At 67.3% G+C, this 16,638-nt stretch carries 19 protein-coding genes; 12 read left to right on the plus strand and 7 right to left on the minus strand.

All coding sequences use genetic code 11. From position 1 onward, the window contains the following. Positions 1-77: 77 nt before the first annotated feature. Positions 78-536 (minus strand): low molecular weight protein-tyrosine-phosphatase, encoded by a 459-nt coding sequence (locus ASF43_RS13920; protein ID WP_056181950.1) that lies wholly within the window; start codon positions 534-536, stop codon positions 78-80. A 270-nt stretch (positions 537-806) separates the two neighbouring features. Here ASF43_RS13920 and ASF43_RS13925 point away from each other — a divergent pair, with 270 nt between their 5' ends. Together ASF43_RS13925 and ASF43_RS13930 are read left to right on the plus strand one after the other, a co-directional pair. Further along, positions 807-1,454, plus strand: a complete 648-nt coding sequence (locus ASF43_RS13925) for a DUF47 domain-containing protein (protein ID WP_056181953.1) — start codon at positions 807-809, stop codon at positions 1,452-1,454. Between the two features lie 15 nt (positions 1,455-1,469). Further along, complete coding sequence (locus tag ASF43_RS13930) at positions 1,470-2,480, plus strand: inorganic phosphate transporter (protein WP_056181957.1); 1,011 nt, start codon at positions 1,470-1,472, stop codon at positions 2,478-2,480. Between the two features lie 3 nt (positions 2,481-2,483). Here ASF43_RS13930 and ASF43_RS13935 read toward each other — a convergent pair whose 3' ends face one another. Continuing rightward, positions 2,484-2,933, minus strand: coding sequence for an NINE protein (locus ASF43_RS13935; protein ID WP_056181960.1), 450 nt, complete (start codon positions 2,931-2,933; stop codon positions 2,484-2,486). Positions 2,934-2,955: 22 nt separating this feature from the next. Next, a complete protein-coding gene (locus ASF43_RS13940; RefSeq protein ID WP_056181963.1) occupies positions 2,956-3,477 on the minus strand; it encodes a GNAT family N-acetyltransferase in 522 nt (173 codons plus the stop codon). Between the two features lie 141 nt (positions 3,478-3,618). On the opposite strand from ASF43_RS13940, the gene rpsP reads away from it, so the two are divergent. From rpsP to ASF43_RS13980, 8 genes are all read left to right on the plus strand, one after another. Further along, entirely contained in the window at positions 3,619-3,891 is a 273-nt protein-coding gene (rpsP, locus tag ASF43_RS13945) for a 30S ribosomal protein S16 (protein WP_056181966.1), read from the plus strand. A gap of 14 nt (positions 3,892-3,905) precedes the next feature. Then, complete coding sequence (gene rimM, locus ASF43_RS13950) at positions 3,906-4,484, plus strand: ribosome maturation factor RimM (RefSeq protein ID WP_056181967.1); 579 nt, start codon at positions 3,906-3,908, stop codon at positions 4,482-4,484. Positions 4,485-4,488: 4 nt separating this feature from the next. After that, positions 4,489-5,247: a tRNA (guanosine(37)-N1)-methyltransferase TrmD gene (trmD, locus tag ASF43_RS13955; RefSeq protein ID WP_056181970.1), complete on the plus strand. Its 759-nt coding sequence runs from the start codon at positions 4,489-4,491 to the stop codon at positions 5,245-5,247. A gap of 115 nt (positions 5,248-5,362) precedes the next feature. Then, a complete protein-coding gene (gene rplS / locus ASF43_RS13960) occupies positions 5,363-5,752 on the plus strand; it encodes a 50S ribosomal protein L19 (RefSeq protein WP_056181972.1) in 390 nt (129 codons plus the stop codon). A gap of 83 nt (positions 5,753-5,835) precedes the next feature. Continuing rightward, positions 5,836-6,537, plus strand: a complete 702-nt coding sequence (locus tag ASF43_RS13965; protein WP_235578248.1) for a CoA pyrophosphatase — start codon at positions 5,836-5,838, stop codon at positions 6,535-6,537. A 33-nt stretch (positions 6,538-6,570) separates the two neighbouring features. Then, positions 6,571-7,557, plus strand: a complete 987-nt coding sequence (locus ASF43_RS13970) for a CobD/CbiB family protein (protein WP_056181974.1) — start codon at positions 6,571-6,573, stop codon at positions 7,555-7,557. Beyond that, on the plus strand, positions 7,554-8,621 hold the full coding sequence (gene hisC / locus ASF43_RS13975) for a histidinol-phosphate transaminase (protein ID WP_056181977.1): 1,068 nt from the start codon (positions 7,554-7,556) through the stop codon (positions 8,619-8,621). Before ASF43_RS13970 ends, hisC begins: the two co-directional genes overlap by 4 nt. A gap of 184 nt (positions 8,622-8,805) precedes the next feature. After that, complete coding sequence (locus ASF43_RS13980) at positions 8,806-10,575, plus strand: methyl-accepting chemotaxis protein (RefSeq protein WP_082497854.1); 1,770 nt, start codon at positions 8,806-8,808, stop codon at positions 10,573-10,575. Here ASF43_RS13980 and ASF43_RS13985 read toward each other — a convergent pair. Genes ASF43_RS13985 through ASF43_RS14000 form a run of 4 tightly spaced genes read right to left on the minus strand, consistent with a single transcriptional unit; the run spans position 10,572 to position 13,767 of the window. After that, positions 10,572-11,180, minus strand: coding sequence for a 3'-5' exonuclease (locus tag ASF43_RS13985; protein WP_056181980.1), 609 nt, complete (start codon positions 11,178-11,180; stop codon positions 10,572-10,574). The genes ASF43_RS13980 and ASF43_RS13985 overlap by 4 nt on opposite strands. Positions 11,181-11,189: 9 nt before the next feature. Beyond that, entirely contained in the window at positions 11,190-12,107 is a 918-nt protein-coding gene (gene rsgA, locus ASF43_RS13990) for a ribosome small subunit-dependent GTPase A (RefSeq protein WP_056181982.1), read from the minus strand. 3 nt (positions 12,108-12,110) lie between these two features. Continuing rightward, positions 12,111-12,452, minus strand: a complete 342-nt coding sequence (locus ASF43_RS13995; protein WP_200932536.1) for a 4a-hydroxytetrahydrobiopterin dehydratase — start codon at positions 12,450-12,452, stop codon at positions 12,111-12,113. A gap of 16 nt (positions 12,453-12,468) precedes the next feature. Continuing rightward, entirely contained in the window at positions 12,469-13,767 is a 1,299-nt protein-coding gene (locus ASF43_RS14000; protein ID WP_056181988.1) for a M48 family metallopeptidase, read from the minus strand. A 37-nt stretch (positions 13,768-13,804) separates the two neighbouring features. Here ASF43_RS14000 and orn point away from each other — a divergent pair, with 37 nt between their 5' ends. Both orn and ASF43_RS14010 read left to right on the plus strand, forming a co-directional pair. Continuing rightward, a complete protein-coding gene (orn, locus tag ASF43_RS14005) occupies positions 13,805-14,386 on the plus strand; it encodes an oligoribonuclease (RefSeq protein WP_056181991.1) in 582 nt (193 codons plus the stop codon). Between the two features lie 228 nt (positions 14,387-14,614). After that, complete coding sequence (locus ASF43_RS14010) at positions 14,615-16,354, plus strand: DEAD/DEAH box helicase (RefSeq protein WP_056181995.1); 1,740 nt, start codon at positions 14,615-14,617, stop codon at positions 16,352-16,354. Positions 16,355-16,638: the final 284 nt, after the last annotated feature.

Here is a 16,638-nt window from a genome sequence, read left to right on the forward strand (position 1 = left end):
CCGAGCAACTTCCAAGCCATTCCGACTTGTAACAACTCGCAGGGCGTTCGTGGAACAAGCCACCTTCCCGCACAGCATCAATTGTTGATCTTGTGACGCCATGACGCGACTGATGCTGCGATGAGGTTGTGCACCTCTCTGTAGACGGTCTCGTGCTTCAGGTAGGGGTCGGGAATCGACTGGCCCAGGCCAGCGCCCATCAGGTGGATCTTGCCGCGAGCCGTTGGGTCGAGCTTGAGCACGCTGCGGGCATGGTGCGTCTCCATGACCAGAATGAGGTCGGCCCACCAGGTCAGCGTGCGATCGATGGATTGGGACCGGTGACTCTGCAGACTCGCCGCCAGCGTGGGTTGCGTGCGCGCCACGAACAGCACGGTCTCATCCGCCGGCTTGCCCGGGATTGCCTTGGTCCCCGCCGAACGCACCTGCGCGGTGGCAGCGCGCCCATCCTCTGCCAATTGCAGGCGCACCATGGCTTCGGCCAGTGGGCTGCGGCAGATGTTGCCAGTGCATACCAGGAGAATTCTTTCGAACATGGGGGGCGGAGCATCGTGTCGCGTCTGGCAAGGGCGGCCCTTGCCAAGGCCATGCTGGTGCGCCATGCACCAGTGCGGGGCGTCGACGCAACGCCCGGACGGCATTGTGCAGGAGGGCTCACCGCGCCGTGTAGAGGGTGGTCGAACCGAAGCTCTGCGCGCACTGGCCCTAGCAGGTTTTCGGCGCCTGGTGGCCGGGATTCGCGCAGGTACACTGCGCGCCGTCACCGCCCCGTCACACTGCTGACACACTCCCCCAGGATTCACGCCATGCTGTTTGGCAAGCTGATGCCGCGCGACGGCAATTTCTTCGAGATGTTCAACCAGCATGCAGACCGCATCGTGGAGGCCGCGCGCGCGTTCTCGCAGCTGGTGGCCAACTACAACGATCCGCACCTGCGCGAGCAGTACAACCGCGACGTGGACAACGCCGAGCGGGCTGCGGACCGCGTGACGCACGAGGTCAGCCGTGTGTTGCACAAGACCTTCATCACACCGATCGACCGCGACCAGATCCATTCGCTCATCAACTCCATGGACGACGTGGCCGACCTGATCCAGGACTCGGCCGAGACGATGGCGCTGTATGACGTGCGCGTGATGACGGACGAGATCCGGCGTCTGACGGAGCTGTCCGTGAAGTGCTGCGAGCGCGTGCGCGATGCCGTGAGGATGCTGGCCAACATTGCAGAGCCGGCCACGGCCGAGGCCGCGATCAAGACCTGCGAGGAGATCGACAAGCTGGAGTCGGACGCCGACCGGGTCATGCGCTCGGCCATGAGCAAGCTGTTTCGCGAAGAGCCCGACGTGCGCGAAGTGATCAAACTCAAGGCCATCTACGAGCTGCTCGAGACGATCACCGACAAATGTGAAGACGTCGCCAACCTCATCGAGGGCATCGTCCTCGAGAACTCCTGACGCGGGTCGCGCAAGATGGCTTCTGTGCAGGTGGCCCTGTGGGTCGTGGTCATGCTGGTGGCGCTGGCGCTGGTGTTCGACTTCATGAATGGTTTTCACGACGCGGCCAATTCGATCGCGACCGTGGTGTCCACCGGCGTGCTCAAGCCGGGCCAGGCGGTGGTGTTCGCCGCCTTCTTCAATTTCATCGCCATCTTCGTGTTCCACCTCAGCGTGGCCGCCACGGTGGGCAAGGGCATCGCGCAGCCCGGCATCGTCGATGTGCACGTGGTGTTCGGTGCGCTGATCGGCGCCATTTCCTGGAACCTGATCACCTGGTACTACGGCATCCCGAGCAGCTCTTCGCACGCCTTGATCGGCGGCATCGTAGGCGCCGTGATGGCCAAGACCGGGGCCAGCGGGCTGGTTGGCAGCGGCATCGCCAAGACGGTTGCCTTCATCTTCGTGTCGCCACTGCTGGGCTATGTGCTGGGCTCGCTGATGCTGGTGGCGGTGTCCTGGATCTTCCGCCGTGCCACGCCCTCGCGCGTGGACCGCTGGTTCCGGCGCCTGCAACTGGTCTCCGCCGGTGCTTACAGCCTGGGCCACGGCGGCAACGACGCGCAAAAGACCATCGGCATCATCTGGCTGCTGTTGATCGCCACCGGCTACGCATCGGCCAGCGACGCGTCGCCGCCAGTGTGGGCCATCGTGAGCTGCTATGTGGCGATCGCCGCCGGCACCATGTTCGGTGGCTGGCGCATCGTCAAGACCATGGGGCAGAAGATCACCAAACTCAAGCCGGTCGGCGGGTTCTGCGCCGAGACGGGCGGGGCGATGACCTTGTTCCTGGCGACGATGCTGGGCATTCCCGTGTCGACCACGCACACCATCACGGGCGCCATCGTCGGCGTCGGCTCCACGCGTCGCGCCAGCGCGGTGCGCTGGGGTGTGGCGGGCAATATCGTGTGGGCCTGGATCCTGACGATCCCGGCCAGTGCATTCGTCGCCGCGATCGCCTACTGGCTCAGCATGGTGCTGTTCTGATCGCTATTGCGAGATCTTGCGCGCCTCTTCGATCTGGTACTCGAAGTAGCGCTGAAAGCTGAAGGCCAGGCTGGCCATCAGGACGGCCGTGCCGATCAGCAACGAGGCGACCACGGCCGCGATCGTGAACCAGTTGGTCTGGCCGGGCGGCGCGTCGGCCGCAGCCTGGGTGTTGAAACCGGCATTCCATTTCTCGGTCGAGCGCAGGCCGTAGACGATGGCCGTCAACGCGCCGGCTGCCACGCTGATGCCCAACAGCGGCATCAGCACCCAGCTCCATTTGTCGTCCAGCCCGTACTGCTGGACGCGCTCGATGCCGTACAGCCCGAGCGCCGTGGGCAGCGGATACAGCCAGCCCCACAGGTCGCCCCAGCCGTGTAGATAGAAGCGGTGCAGCCCCAACGGGCCGCCCAGCAGGGCGAGCCAGCTCGCGACGGTCTTGTTCTTGTGCATGTGTCCTTCGAGGCGGCGCAGTTCAAGTGGCGGGCGTGCTGTCGCCAGCGCCCAGGGGCTTTTCCATCAGCACGACGTCCAGCCAGCGGTCGAACTTCCAGCCACAGGACTTGAGCACGCCGACCTGCGTGAAGCCCACGGCGCGGTGCACGCCGACGGAGCCGCCGTTGGCCGAGTCGCCGATCACGGCGATCAGCTTGCGTACGCCGACCTGTTCGGCCTGCGCCGCCAATGCGCCGAGTAGCTGCCGGCCCAGGCCGCGGCCACTGTGGTCGGCGGCCAGATAGATCGAGTCTTCGGCCGAGAAGCGGTAAGCCGGGCGCGGCTTGAACCAATTGCAATAGGCAAAGCCCAGCACCTGGCCGTCCTGCTCGGCAACGAGGTAGGGCAGGCCCTTGGAGAGCACGTCGGCACGGCGCGCCGCCATGTCGGCCACGGTCGGCGGGTCGATCTCGAAGGTTCCCGTGCCGTGCAGCACGTGGTGGGTGTAAATGGCGGAGATGGCCGGCACGTCGGCATCGATGCTGGAGCGGATGAGGGGCATGGAATCCTGGGGGCGCTATAATCGCGGGCTTTTCAGCGTGTGCTGGCCGGGTGGCCACAGCGCGTGTCTCAACGCTGAACGAGAGTTCATCGTCGGTCCTCTTCAGCGCTTCGCGCCGGACCGACCCCCAGAGGATAAATCATGGTTGTCATCCGGCTTTCCCGTGGCGGTGCAAAAGCACGTCCCTTCTTCAACATCGTCGTGGCCGACAAGCGTACCCGTCGCGACGGCCGCTTCATCGAGCGTATCGGTTTCTACAACCCGATCGCCAAGTCCAACGAAGAGAGCATCCGCATCGCCCAGGATCGCCTGAGCTACTGGCGCGGTGTCGGCGCCCAGGCGTCCCCCACGGTGGAACGCCTGGTGGCCCAGGCTGCCGCCAAGACGGCCGCTGCTCCCGCTGCTGCTGCCTGAGGGTTGGCCTGCTGATGTTGCAGGCACTTGACCCGGCGCCCCTGCCGGACGATGCGATCGAAATCGCGCGCATCGCCGGTGCCTGGGGCGTCAAGGGCTGGCTCAAGATCCAGCCCTACAGCGCCCAACCCGAGGCGCTTTTTTCATCCAAGCGTTGGTATCTGCAGCCCCCTGAAAAGGGCCCGCAGCCTTTTGCCGGCACCTTGCTGCTGCGCGTACGTGAGGCCAGGGAACACGGCGGTGGCGTGGTGGCCTCGATCGATGGCATCGACGACAAGGACGCAGCCGACGCACTGAAGGCCTCGCGCCTGTTCGTGTCGCGCACCAGCTTCCCGACGGCCGACCAGGACGAGTACTACTGGGTCGACCTGATCGGCCTGGACGTGGTCAACCGCGAAGGCGTGGCGCTTGGCACGGTGCGCGAGCTGCTGGCCACCGGTCCGCAGACCGTTCTCGTGCTGGATGCCAGCGAGGCAACGGCCGATGGCGCCACTAAGACCGTCGAGCGCATGATTCCCTTCGTATCGGCCTTCGTCGATGGCGTGGACCTGCCTGCGCGGCGCATCACCGTGGACTGGCAGCCCGACTACTGAAGCCATGCGCTTCGACGTCGTCACTTTGTTCCCTGAGCTTTTCGCGCCGTTTTTGTCGAGCGGCGTGACGCGCCGCGCGTTCGAGTCCGGCCAGGTCGAGCTGCGGTTATGGAACCCGCGGGACTGGGCCGAGGGCAACTACAAGCGCGTGGACGACCGCGCCTTCGGTGGTGGCCCGGGCATGGTCATGATGGCCGAGCCGCTGGCCCGTTGCCTGGACGCCATCGCCGCCGACCGGCGCGACGTTGCGCCGGTCGTCCTGTTCGCGCCTGTCGGCGAGCCGCTGCGCCACGCCGCGGTGGCCCAGTGGTCGGCCAGTGCCGGTGCCGTGTTGCTATGCGGCCGCTACGAGGGCATCGACCAGCGGTTGGTCGACCGCTACGTGACGCACTGCATCAGCCTGGGCGACTTTGTTCTTTCGGGTGGCGAGATCGCTGCGCTGGCCTTGCTGGACGCGGTGGCGCGACTGCAGCCCGGCGTGCTGAACGACCAGGACAGCCACCAGTTCGACAGCTTCCACCCCGCGCTCGACGGGCTTCTCGACTGTCCGCACTACACGCGGCCCGAAGACTGGCGCGGCGCCGCCGTGCCCGAGGTGCTGCTGTCGGGCCACCATGGCCGCATCGCGCGCTGGCGCCGCGACGCGCAGCTGCGGCTGACGGCCGCGCAGCGCCCCGATCTGCTGGCCGCGGCCCGGGCAGCGGGGCGGCTTACGAAGCAGGATGAAGCCGTTTTGGCGCAAGCGCCCACAGCCGGGCTATAATCGCGGGCTTTTCGATCCTCTGGCCGGCCGCCTGCGCATGTCGCTGCAGGCAAGTGCGAAAGCCACGCGGCAGTCTTTGCCGCAACGAGCGCGGACATGATCGGGCAAGGAAAACATGAACCTCATCCAAACTCTCGAGCAGGAAGAAATTGCTCGCCTTGGGAAAACCATTCCCGCATTCGCACCTGGCGACACCGTGATCGTCAGCGTCAACGTGGTCGAAGGCGCACGCAAGCGTGTCCAGGCCTACGAAGGCGTGGTCATCGCCAAGCGCAACCGCGGCCTGAACAGCGCGTTCACCGTGCGCAAGATCTCCAGCGGCGAAGGCGTGGAGCGTACGTTCCAGACCTACAGCCCGTTGATCGCCGGCATCGAAGTCAAGCGCCGCGGTGATGTGCGCCGCGCCAAGCTGTACTACCTGCGTGAGCGCAGCGGCAAGTCGGCTCGTATCAAGGAAAAGCTGGTGCTCAAGAGCGCCGCTCCCAAGGCCGCCGCAGCCCAGTAAGCCACCGACCTTCCGGTCGCCAGGCTCCAGCCGCTACCAGCTTGATGCTTGTGGCGGCTTTTCTTTTTCCGACGTGAGCGCCTGTGTCTGATCTTCCCCTGACGCCTCTGTCCAAGATCCCGAACTTCGACCCGCGCCACGCGCCGTCGCTCGGCACGGACGCACATCTGCCGGCCGTGCCGGCGGACCGTCTGACGCCGCAGGCCCTGCGCCAACGGTTTCGCATGCCGCCGGTCTGGGAGCCCGAAGTGCGCCAGGAGCCGCGCTTCATCGACCGTGCGCCGGCGCGCGCCGCCGTGTTGATCCCCATCGTGCAGCGAGGCGATACGCCAACCGTTCTGCTGACCGAGCGCTCGCTGCAGCTGGCCAACCACTCGGGCCAGATCGCGTTCCCGGGCGGGCGCATCGACAGCACCGACGCCGACGCCGAAGCGGCTGCACTGCGCGAGGCCGAGGAAGAGGTCGGCCTGGCGCCCGCATTCGTCGAGATCATCGGCGCCCTGTCCAACTACGTGACGGGCACGGCGTTCGTGGTGACGCCAGTCGTGGCACTCGTGCGGCCCGGCTTCACGTTGACGCCCAACCCGGACGAAGTGGCCGATGCCTTCGAGGTGCCGCTGGCCTATCTGATGGACCCGGCCCACCACCACAGGCACATGCTGGACTGGGAAGGCCAGCGCCGCCAGTGGTTCTCCATGCCGTTCCAAGACGGCGCCGCCGAGCGTTTCGTGTGGGGCGCAACCGCCGGGATGCTGCGCAATTTCTACCGTTTCCTGCTCGCCTGAGCGCGGCGGGGGCGCCGCTATGATGGGCGCCCCATGAGCTTCTTCGCCATATTCAGCGCGCTGCTGCTGGAGCAGGTTCGGCCACTGGCACGCGACAACGCGATCCACACCTGGCTGCGCTCGTGGGTGCGCTGGACCAGCACCAACTTCGATGCCGGCAAGCCGTCGCACGGATGGGTGACCTGGGGCCTGGCCGTGCTGCTGCCCTCGCTGCTGACGCTGGGCCTGCACTGGCTGTTGGTCTGGGCCATGGGCTGGCCGGTGGCCGTGCTGTGGAGCGTGGCCGTCCTGTACGCGACGCTCGGCTTTCGCCAGTTCAGCCACCACTTCACCGAGATCCGCAATGCGCTGGACGCGGGCGACGAAATGCAGGCGCGCGAGTCCCTGGCGTCGTGGCAGCGCGTCGATGCGAGCGAGCTGCCGCGCAGCGAGATCGTGCGCCATGTCATCGAATATTCGGTGCTGGCCGCGCACCGCCACGTGTTTGGCGTGCTCGCCTGGTTCTCGGTGCTGGCCGCCTTCGGCTTCGGCCCCGCCGGTGCAGTGTTCTACCGCTTGAGCGAGTTTGCAGCCCGCTACTGGCGCCATCGCAGCCGCATGCAGCAGCAGCCCGCCAGCACCGCGCTGCAGCAGGCCGCGGGCGCGGCCTGGACGGTGATCGATTGGCTGCCGGCGCGTGCCACCGCCATGGGCTTTGCCATCGTCGGCAGCTTTGAGGACGCGATCGACAGTTGGCGCCACCATGCGCAGCAGTTCCCCAACGACAACGATGGCGTGATCCTGGCCGCGACCTCGGGCGCGGTGAATGTGCGGCTGGGGGGCGAGGCGCTCAAGGCCAAGCCGGCGCCGAACGCGGTGCAGACCTTCCAGGCCGATGTGGAGCAGCTCGATTCCCTGGCCACCCCGGGGCGCGAGCCCGAACTGGGCCATTTGCGCAGTGTCGTGGGCCTGGTGTGGCGGACCGTCGTCATGTGGCTGGGCCTGCTGGCGCTGCTGACGCTGGCGCGGCTGCTCGGATGAGCTTCACGAGTCCGCACGTGCAGGGCCTGGCGCCCTACACGCCAGGCGAGCAGCCAGCCATCGAAGGCCTGGTCAAGCTCAACACCAACGAGAACCCGTACCCGCCGTCGCCACGCGTGCTGGCGGCCATCGATGCGGCGATGCGCAGCGGCCTGCAGCTGTACCCCGACCCGGCATCGCACGCGCTGTGCGCCGCCATCGCGCGCACCCACGCGGTGGCAACCGACCAGGTGTTCGTCGGCAATGGGTCGGACGAGGTGCTGGCCTTCGCGTTCGACGCCTTCTTCCGGCACTGCGCACCACTGCTGCTGCCCGACATCACGTACAGCTTCTACGCTTCTGTGTGCCGGCTCTACGGCATCACGGCGCAGACCGTGCCGGTCGATGCCGGCCTGCGGCTGGACCTGCCGGCCTTCGCGGCCACGGCCGGGCAGGACGTGGCCGGCATGGTCGTCGCCAACCCGAACGCGCCGACCGGCATCGCGCTGCCGCTGGCGGACATCGAGCAGCTGGCCCGACTGCATCCACAGCGCGTGCTGCTGGTCGACGAGGCCTATGTGGATTTCGGTGCGGCATCGGCCATCGCGCTCATCGATCGCTGCCCCAACGTGCTCGTCGTCCAGACTCTGTCCAAGTCACGCGCGCTGGCCGGGCTGCGCGTGGGTTTCGCCATCGGCCAGCGTCCGCTGATCGAGGCGCTGGAGCGCGTGAAAAACAGCTTCAATGCCTATCCTTTGGACCGACTGGCCCAGGCCGGCGCCATCGCCGCGTTCGAGGACCAGGCGTACTTCGAGCAACAGCGCCAGGCTGTCATGCACACCCGCGAAGGCCTGCTCCTGCAATTGGAGGACCTGGGCTTCGAGGTGCTGCCCTCGCAGGCCAACTTTCTGTTCGTGCGCCACCCCGCGCACGACGCGGCCGCGCTGGCCACCGGCCTGCGCGCGCACAAGGTGCTGGTGCGGCATTTCGCGCAGCCGCTGCGCATCGCGCAGTACCTGCGCATCAGCATCGGCACGCCGGCGCAGTGCGAGCGCCTGCTGCAGGCTCTGGCCGCCATCGTCTGAAAACCGGGGCCTGCGCGGCCTGTGCGCCCGACGATCTGGGCACCCACACGGGGCGATAGGGCCGACCGCCTGTAGGCCCAACCCGACCGGCAAGCGGCTGCGGTGCCCAGGCTGGCAGCAACGCGCCTATTCTGAATCCGGCTCGTGCCCGGGGATGGCGTGGGCGCAACCACCGGGGACGGACATGAACAACATCAAGATCGTCACGCGCCTTAACCTGATCATCGGCTTCATGGCCACCTTGCTGATCGGCATCGGACTGACCGGCATCCTGGCGCAGCAGCGCTCGAATACGGCCCTGAGGACCACCTACGAAGACCGGCTGGTCCCGCTGGGCCAGATCTCGGACCTGGGGCGTGGCACCGACAGCAACCGCATCGCCGTACTCACGGCGCTGGCGTCACCGGGTGCCGACAATTTCAAGCGCGCCGCCGATACGCTGGCTGCCGAGCAAGGTACCGGAGACAGCCTCTGGAAGGCCTACATCGCCAGCTACCTCACGCCGACCGAGGCCGAACTCGTCAAGCGGCTGGAGCCTTTGCGCGAGCGCTACCACCGCGAGGTGCAGCAGCCACTGATTGCCGCGCTGCGTGCGCAGGACGCCGCGACGGTGCAGACCCTGTTCGCGGCCAGCAGCACAGTGGGCAACGCATTGCGCACCACATTGAACGACCTGGAGGACCTGCAGCTCAGCGTGGCCAAGGAAGAGTACGAGGCGGCCACGCAGCGCGCGGCCAGAATGCTGCTGATCTTCGCCATCGTCATCACGCTGGGCGTGGCGCTGGCCGTCGGCATGGGCTGGATGCTCGCACGCGGGCTGTCGCGTTCCATGGCGCAGGCCCTGGGCGCCGCGCGCGAGATCGCGGGTGGCAACCTGGCCATCGAGATACCGGTCCAGGGTCGCGACGAGATCGCGCAGGTGCTACGCGCGCTGGCCGACATGCGCAGCAGCCTGGCCACCGTGGTGGCCGGCGTGCGCAGCAATGCCGAGGGCGTGGCCACCGCCAGCGCCCAGATCGCCAGCGGCAACAACGACCTGTCGGCACGCACCGAGCAGCAGGCCAGCGCGTTGGAGGAGACGGCCGCATCGATGGAACAGCTCAACGCCACCGTGCGCCAGAACGCCGACAACGCGCAGCAGGCCAACCAGCTCGCGATGCGCTCGGCCAGCGTGGCCGAGCAGGGCGGTGCGGCCGTCACCGATGTGGTGGCCACCATGCGCGAGATCCATGCCAGCAGCGGCAAGATCGTGGACATCATCGGCGTGATCGACGGCATCGCGTTCCAGACCAACATCCTGGCGTTGAACGCGGCCGTGGAGGCGGCTCGCGCCGGCGAGCAAGGCCGGGGCTTTGCCGTCGTGGCCAGCGAGGTGCGCAACCTGGCGCAGCGCAGCGCCGCCGCGGCCAAGGAGATCAAGGCCTTGATCACCGAGAGCGTGGGGCGCGTGGGCGCAGGCACGCAACGCGCCGACGGCGCTGGCGCCACCATGCAGGAGACGGTGGACGCGATCCGCCGCGTGAACGACATCATGGCCGAGATCAGTGCGGCCAGCCGCGAGCAATCCGCCGGGGTCAACCAGGTCGGCGAGGCCGTGACGCAGATGGACCAGATGACGCAGCAGAACGCCGCGCTGGTAGAGCAGATGGCCGCGGCCGCCAGCAGCCTGAACCAGCAGGCGCAGGACATGGTGCAGGCCGTGGCCGTGTTCAGACTGTCGCCCGGCGTGGCCGCTGCACCTGCTGCCGCTCACGCGACGAGCCAGGCGCCCACCCCCAAGCCTGCGCCCGCGGCGAAGAAGCCTCCCGTGTCGCCGCCGCCCAAGCGCGTGGTGCGTGCGGCGTTGGCGCCGGCACGCCAGCTGGCTGGTGCAGCGCTGGCCACCGCCGGTGTGACCACCACGGCAGGCGCCATGCGTCCCAAGGCGGAAGAGGGCGACTGGGAGGCGTTCTAGCGTGCGCCGCTGACCAGGCCCAGCGCCTGTGCCACGCGGATCGCCGCCCACGCGTCGTTGGCGGCGTAGCGCAGCTGGCCCTCGCTGAGCATGCGGTTGGCCCAGTTGGAGGTGCTCTGCTTGTGCGACTTGGTGAAGCGCTGGCCGAACACGATGGCCACGGCAGTCTTCACGCCCACACTCTGGCGATAGCCGCGCTGGCGGAACACGATGCCCAGGTCCAGCACCGACTGCGGCTCGATGCCCAGCTTGGCGCGGATCTGCGTGCGGTCGCCATCCAGGCCGAAGCCCACCTTGGTCACGTCCGCCTGGGCCAGCAGCTGCGCGGCCACGGCGCGGCATTGCGCGTCGTGCAGCTGGAACACCCAGGCCCGCTCCAGCGTGGCCAGTTGCAGCGTGTGCGGGCCGGTGGAGACTTCATTTTTCACGAACGTGGGCTTGGACTCGGTATCGAAGCCCAGCCAGCGCTCGGATGCGAGCAAGGGCAGGACGCGCGTGGCGTCGGCGGCGGTCGCCACCAGTTCGATCTGCGGCGCCTGCAGGCCCGCGAACAGCGGGAGCAGCGCGATGGCTTCGCGACTGGGCGGCAGGAGGGGGGCTGGCATGGGCGCGCTTCAGTACCGCGGCGGCTGGCTCAATTCGTCGAACAGCTCGCGGTAGATGGCGTGGCGCCGCGGTGCGATGGATGCATGCTCGCCGACCGCTGCCAGCACGGCGCAGCCGGGCTCGTGCAGATGCGTGCAGTTGTAGAAGCGGCACTGGTCCGCGTGGGTGGCGATGTCGGGCATCAGGCCGGCCAGCTGGCGCGGCTCGATCTGGTGCAGGCCGAATTCCTGAAAGCCCGGCGAGTCGATCAGGGCGGTCTCTCGGGCCGTGTCGACCCAGTACCAGGTCGTGCTCGTCGTCGTGTGCTTGCCGGATTTCAGCGCGTACGAGATCTCCTGCGTCAGCGCCGCGGCGGCTGGCACCAGGCTGTTGACCAGCGTGCTCTTGCCAGCGCCGGACGGGCCCATGACCAGGGTGGCCTTGCCCTGCAGCGCCGGTGCCAGCCCGGCAGCGCGGTCGACGCGCAGGTTGGCGCCCACGACCGGGTAGCCCATGGCGCGGTAGGGCGCCAGGCGGGCCCAGGCGCGCGCATACGGCTCGGCCAGGTCGCTCTTGTTCAGCACGATCAGCGGCGCGATGTGCTCGGACTCGGCCGCGATCAGCACGCGCGCGAGCTGGCTTTCGGACATCTCGGGCTCGGCCGCGACCAGTACCAGCACCTGGTCGAGGTTGGCGGCGAACGATTTGGTGCGGATTTCGTCCTGCCGGTGCAGCAGGTTGCGGCGCGGCTGCACGGCCTCGATCGTGCCCTCGTCGCTCTGGCCGGGCGCGCCGGCGAGCCAGCGCACGCGGTCGCCAACGACGGCCTGGCTCTTCTTGCCGCGTGGATGGCAGATGCGGCGGCTGCCGTCCTCGGACTCGACCAGGCAATGCCGGCCATGGGCTGCGACGACCAGGCCCGACTGCAGCGCGATCGCCGCGCTCATGGGTTAGACCAGCAAGGCATCGAAGCGCGCCGCACAGTCGAAGTCGGTCTCGGAGATGCCGTGCACGTCGTGCGTGTTCAGCGCCACGACGCAGTGGTCGTACTTCACCAGCAGCTCGGGGTGGTGGTCCTGTCCGTGCGCGACGAAGGCCACGGCGTTCACGAAGGCCATCGTCTCGAAATAGTTGGCGAAGCGGTAGGTCTTCTCGATGGCCACCTTGTCCCCATCGCCGCGCAGGGTCCAGCCCTCCAGTTGCGCGAGCCGGGTCACGATCTCGGTGGCGCGCAAGGCGCTGCGCGTGGCGGTGGACCAGTCCCTGGTCTTGAGCATGCTGGGCATAGGAATCTCCTGCGCGGTTGGTTCAGGCGGCAGCCTGCTGCATGCGCGCCAGTCGCTCGGAGGCCGGCGGATGCGAGTAATAGAACTGCACGAACACCGGGTCGGGCGTCAGCGTGGAGGCGTTGTCTTCATAGAGCTTGAGCAGCGCGGCCGACAGGTCGGTGCCGCTGGTCTGCGCGACGGCGAAGGCGTCGGCCTGGAACTCGTGCTTGCGCGAGAGCTGGGCCGACAGCGGCGAGACGAAGAAGCCGAACACCGGGACCACCACCATGAACAGCAGCAGCGCCAATGCGTCGTTCGGCGTGGGGCGACCGTCGGGCAGCACGGCCAGGTTGGGCCCCACGCCGAGGCCGGTGTAGAACCAGGCCTGCCCCGACAGCCAGCCCAGAAGTGCGAAGCCGGCCAGGCTCAGCGCGAACATGGTGACGATGCGCTGCAGCACATGCTTGTGCTTGAAATGCCCTAGTTCATGGGCCAGCACGGCGTCGACCTGCGGTGGCGACAAACGGGCCAGCAAGGTGTCGTAGAACACCACGCGCTTGGCCGCACCGAAGCCGGTGAAGTAGGCGTTCGCATGGGCGCTGCGCCGGCTGCCGTCCATCACGAACAAGCCCTTGGCGGCAAAGCCGCAGCGCTGCATTAGAGCTGTGACGCGGGCCTTCAACGTCTCGTCGTCGAGCGGCTGGAACTTGTTGAACAGCGGCGCGATGAAGGTCGGGTAGACCATGAGCAGCAGCAGGTTGAAGCCCATCCAGGCGGCCCAGGCCCACAGCCACCAAAGTCGCCCGGCCGAGCCCATCAGCCAGAGCATCAGCGCGGCGATCGGCAGGCCGATCAATGCGCCGACCAGGCTGGACTTCAGCAGGTCGCCCAGCCACAGGCGCCAGGTCATCTTGTTGAAACCGAAGCGCTGCTCGATCACGAAGGTCTGGTAGAGCGTCATCGGCAAGTCCAGCAGACCGCCGACCAGTGCGAAGGCGGCCAGCAACGCCAGCTGCTGCCACATGCCCGCGCCGAGCCACGCCAGCAAGGCGTGGTTCAGTGTGTCCAGGCCACCCAGCAGCGTCCAGCCCAGCAGGACAGCGGCGCCAAAGGCCGACTCGAGCAGGCCGAAGCGCGTCTTGGCGATCGTGTAGTCCGCCGCCTTCTGATGGGCAGCCAAGGGAATGGTGGCGGCAAAGACTTCGGGCACCGACTGGCGGTGCCGGGCCACGTGGCGGATCTGGCGGCTGGCCAGCCAGAATTTGACGACCAGGCCCAGGACCAAGACCAGGGCGAACAGCGCGGTAAAGAGGTCCGCGGCGGGCAGGGCAGAAGGCATGGCCGGGCAGTGTAGGCCATCGGTGACAATCGCCGACATGGACGCTGTGAACACCCCCGAGCCCGTCGTACTGGGCAAATCCGACAAGAATCTTGTGTGGCTGGACTGCGAAATGACCGGGCTGGACCCGGAGGTCGAGCGCCTGATCGAGATCGCCGTCGTGGTCACCGGCCCGAATCTGGAGCCCCGCGTTGAAGGCCCGGTGCTGGTGATCCACCAGTCCGACATCCAACTCGACAAGATGGACGCCTGGAACAAGGGCACGCATGGCCGCAGCGGCCTGATCGACAAGGTGCGCGCGTCGACGACGACCGAGGCCGAGGCCGAGACCGCGATCCTGGAGTTCCTGGCGCGCTACGTGCCCAAGAACACGGCGCCCATGTGCGGCAACACCATCGGACAGGACCGGCGTTTCCTGGTCAAGTACATGCCCAAGCTGGAAGCCTTTTTCCACTACCGCAGCCTGGACGTCAGCACGCTCAAGGAGCTGGCCAAGCGCTGGCGGCCCGAGGTCTATGCCGCGTTCAAGAAGCAGCAAAAGCACACGGCCCTGGCCGACGTGCACGAGTCCATCGACGAACTGGCGCACTACCGGAAGCACTTTCTGCGGCTCGATTGAGCACCATTGCACGCTGCGGTGCAGCATGAATGGCGCAGGCATGCCATAATCGCGGGCTTGGCGCACCTGGACGTGCAGCCAAGTTTGTGCATCTCCCCTCACACTTTGGGCCCCGCGAGTAGGGCCCTCCGGCAATCAGATTGCCGGTTTCGTTTGAAGGTGGATGTTTGTTCCACCGATTACGAAAGGCGTTTGGCGCTTCGCGCCAGCCTTCGTGTGAGAGAACCGATGACCGACTCTTTTGAAGACCGGGCCGACGCGCCCATGCTTGCTCCCCAGGAAACTACGAGCTTCGACGAAGCCATGACGCCAGCCGCGCCCGCCGGAGCCGCATTCGCAGCGCTGGGCCTGGCCGACGCGCTCGTGCGCGCCGTGGCCGACATGGGCTACACCGAGCCGACGACCGTGCAGCAGCAGGTCGTGCCGCTGGCCATGGGCGCCAATGCCGACGGCAGCCAGCGCTCGCAGTTCAACGACCTGATGGTCTCCAGCCAGACCGGCAGCGGCAAGACAGCAGCCTTCCTGCTGCCGGTGTTGCACACCCTGATCCGCCGACAGGAGGAAGCCGAAGCCCAGGAGCGCGCCGAGCGCGACCGCCTGGTTGCCGAGGCTATCGCCCGCGGTGAAGAGCCACCCAAGCGTCCGAAGCGCAAGGACCCGACCAACGCGCGCCATTTCAAGGCAGCGACGCCCGGCGCGCTGGTGCTGTGCCCCACGCGTGAACTGGCCCAGCAGGTGGCGCACGATGCCATCGAGCTCGTCAAGCATTGCCGTGGCCTGCGCATCGCCAGTGTGGTGGGCGGCATGCCTTATCAGTTGCAACTGGCCAAGCTGCAAAACGCCGACCTGGTCGTGGCCACGCCCGGCCGTCTGCTGGACCTGCAACGCTCCATGCAACTCAAGCTGGACCAAGTGAAATTCCTGGTCGTCGACGAAGCCGACCGCATGCTGGACCTCGGCTTCTCCGATGATCTGGCCGAAGTCAACCAGCTGACCATCGAGCGCCAGCAGACCATGATGTTCAGCGCGACCTTCGCGCCGCGCATCCAGCAACTGGCCCGTCGCGTGATGCGCGAGCCGCAGCGGGTGCAGATCGATTCGCCGCAGGAAAAGCACCAGAACATCAAGCAGGTGCTGTTCTGGGCCGACAACGCCCAGCACAAGCGCGCGCTGCTCGACCACTGGCTGCGTGACACCACGATCCAGCAGGCGATCGTGTTCGCGAGCACCCAGATCGAGTGCGACGGTCTGGCCAACGACCTGCAGCAAGCCGGCTTCGATGCCGTCGCGCTGCATGGCGCACTGAGCCAGGGTCTGCGCAACCGCCGCCTGATGGCGCTGCGCCAGGGCCACGTGCAGATTCTGGTCGCCACCGACGTCGCCGCGCGCGGCATCGACGTGCCCAGCATCAGCCACGTCTTCAACTTCGGCTTGCCGATGAAGGCGGAGGATTACACGCACCGCATCGGCCGCACTGGCCGTGCTGGCCGCGACGGCCTGGCCGTGACCTTCGCCGAGTTCCGCGACAGCCGCAAGATCATGGACATCGAGCAGTACAGCCAACAGCCTTTCAAGGCCGAGGTGATCGCCGGCATGGAGCCGCGCGGTCGCGTGCCCGAGTTCCGCAAGCCGGCCTTTGGCCGTGGCGGTCCGCGCGAACGTGCGGGTGGCGGCGGCTTCGGCGCTGCCCGTGGCCGGGGTTTCGGCGCGCCGCACGGCGGCGACCGTGACCGTGGATTCGGCGGTTCGGGCGGTGGTGACCGCGGCGAACGCGGTGGGTTTGGCGCCTGGCAGGGCAATGAACGCGGCGGTTTCGGCAGCCAGGCACGTCCTGCGCCTGCGGAAGGCCGTCGTCCGCCGATGCGCGCGGGCGCCGTGGCCGGCCCGGGCGCTGGTCGCCCCGCCGGTGGCGGCAAGGTGTTCGTGCCGCGCGACGCCAAAAAGCGCGTCAACAAGACCGTGCGCTGAGTCGTCGCGTTCTGCTCGGGCCTGCGTCGTGGGCTCGGGCAGACGGTGCTTGCAGGCGCGCCAAGTCCGCGCGTCTGCGAAACCCAGAATTGCTCGAATTTTTTAGTGAAATATGTTTTATTTCGTCCAGAATTTGAACAAATAAGGATTCCTGGAGTGGGCGCGCGCGATGTACCAGGGTCGTCGCGTCGTACAGTCGCCCAGGGAACGCTATCACCGGGAATTTCGGATGAGTCGACTTCGAGGAGTGAAGAGGGAAACGCGAGACGTCTTGGGGCTGGCAG

This window comes from Pseudorhodoferax sp. Leaf267 (assembly GCF_001422405.1).
Classification (GTDB): Bacteria; Pseudomonadota; Gammaproteobacteria; order Burkholderiales; family Burkholderiaceae_C; genus Pseudorhodoferax.

What these genes read in the sequence shown, in the direction of transcription:
- ASF43_RS13920 (WP_056181950.1), bottom strand. Translation starts at nt 536, where the DNA reads ATGTTCGAAAGAATTCTCCTGGTATGCACTGGCAACATCTGCCGCAGC.
- ASF43_RS13925 (WP_056181953.1), top strand. Translation starts at nt 807, where the DNA reads ATGCTGTTTGGCAAGCTGATGCCGCGCGACGGCAATTTCTTCGAGATG.
- ASF43_RS13930 (WP_056181957.1), top strand. Translation starts at nt 1,470, where the DNA reads ATGGCTTCTGTGCAGGTGGCCCTGTGGGTCGTGGTCATGCTGGTGGCG.
- ASF43_RS13935 (WP_056181960.1), bottom strand. Translation starts at nt 2,933, where the DNA reads ATGCACAAGAACAAGACCGTCGCGAGCTGGCTCGCCCTGCTGGGCGGC.
- ASF43_RS13940 (WP_056181963.1), bottom strand. Translation starts at nt 3,477, where the DNA reads ATGCCCCTCATCCGCTCCAGCATCGATGCCGACGTGCCGGCCATCTCC.
- rpsP (WP_056181966.1), top strand. Translation starts at nt 3,619, where the DNA reads ATGGTTGTCATCCGGCTTTCCCGTGGCGGTGCAAAAGCACGTCCCTTC.
- rimM (WP_056181967.1), top strand. Translation starts at nt 3,906, where the DNA reads ATGTTGCAGGCACTTGACCCGGCGCCCCTGCCGGACGATGCGATCGAA.
- trmD (WP_056181970.1), top strand. Translation starts at nt 4,489, where the DNA reads ATGCGCTTCGACGTCGTCACTTTGTTCCCTGAGCTTTTCGCGCCGTTT.
- rplS (WP_056181972.1), top strand. Translation starts at nt 5,363, where the DNA reads ATGAACCTCATCCAAACTCTCGAGCAGGAAGAAATTGCTCGCCTTGGG.
- ASF43_RS13970 (WP_056181974.1), top strand. Translation starts at nt 6,571, where the DNA reads ATGAGCTTCTTCGCCATATTCAGCGCGCTGCTGCTGGAGCAGGTTCGG.
- hisC (WP_056181977.1), top strand. Translation starts at nt 7,554, where the DNA reads ATGAGCTTCACGAGTCCGCACGTGCAGGGCCTGGCGCCCTACACGCCA.
- ASF43_RS13980 (WP_082497854.1), top strand. Translation starts at nt 8,806, where the DNA reads ATGAACAACATCAAGATCGTCACGCGCCTTAACCTGATCATCGGCTTC.
- ASF43_RS13985 (WP_056181980.1), bottom strand. Translation starts at nt 11,180, where the DNA reads ATGCCAGCCCCCCTCCTGCCGCCCAGTCGCGAAGCCATCGCGCTGCTC.
- rsgA (WP_056181982.1), bottom strand. Translation starts at nt 12,107, where the DNA reads ATGAGCGCGGCGATCGCGCTGCAGTCGGGCCTGGTCGTCGCAGCCCAT.
- ASF43_RS14000 (WP_056181988.1), bottom strand. Translation starts at nt 13,767, where the DNA reads ATGCCTTCTGCCCTGCCCGCCGCGGACCTCTTTACCGCGCTGTTCGCC.
- orn (WP_056181991.1), top strand. Translation starts at nt 13,805, where the DNA reads ATGGACGCTGTGAACACCCCCGAGCCCGTCGTACTGGGCAAATCCGAC.
- ASF43_RS14010 (WP_056181995.1), top strand. Translation starts at nt 14,615, where the DNA reads ATGACCGACTCTTTTGAAGACCGGGCCGACGCGCCCATGCTTGCTCCC.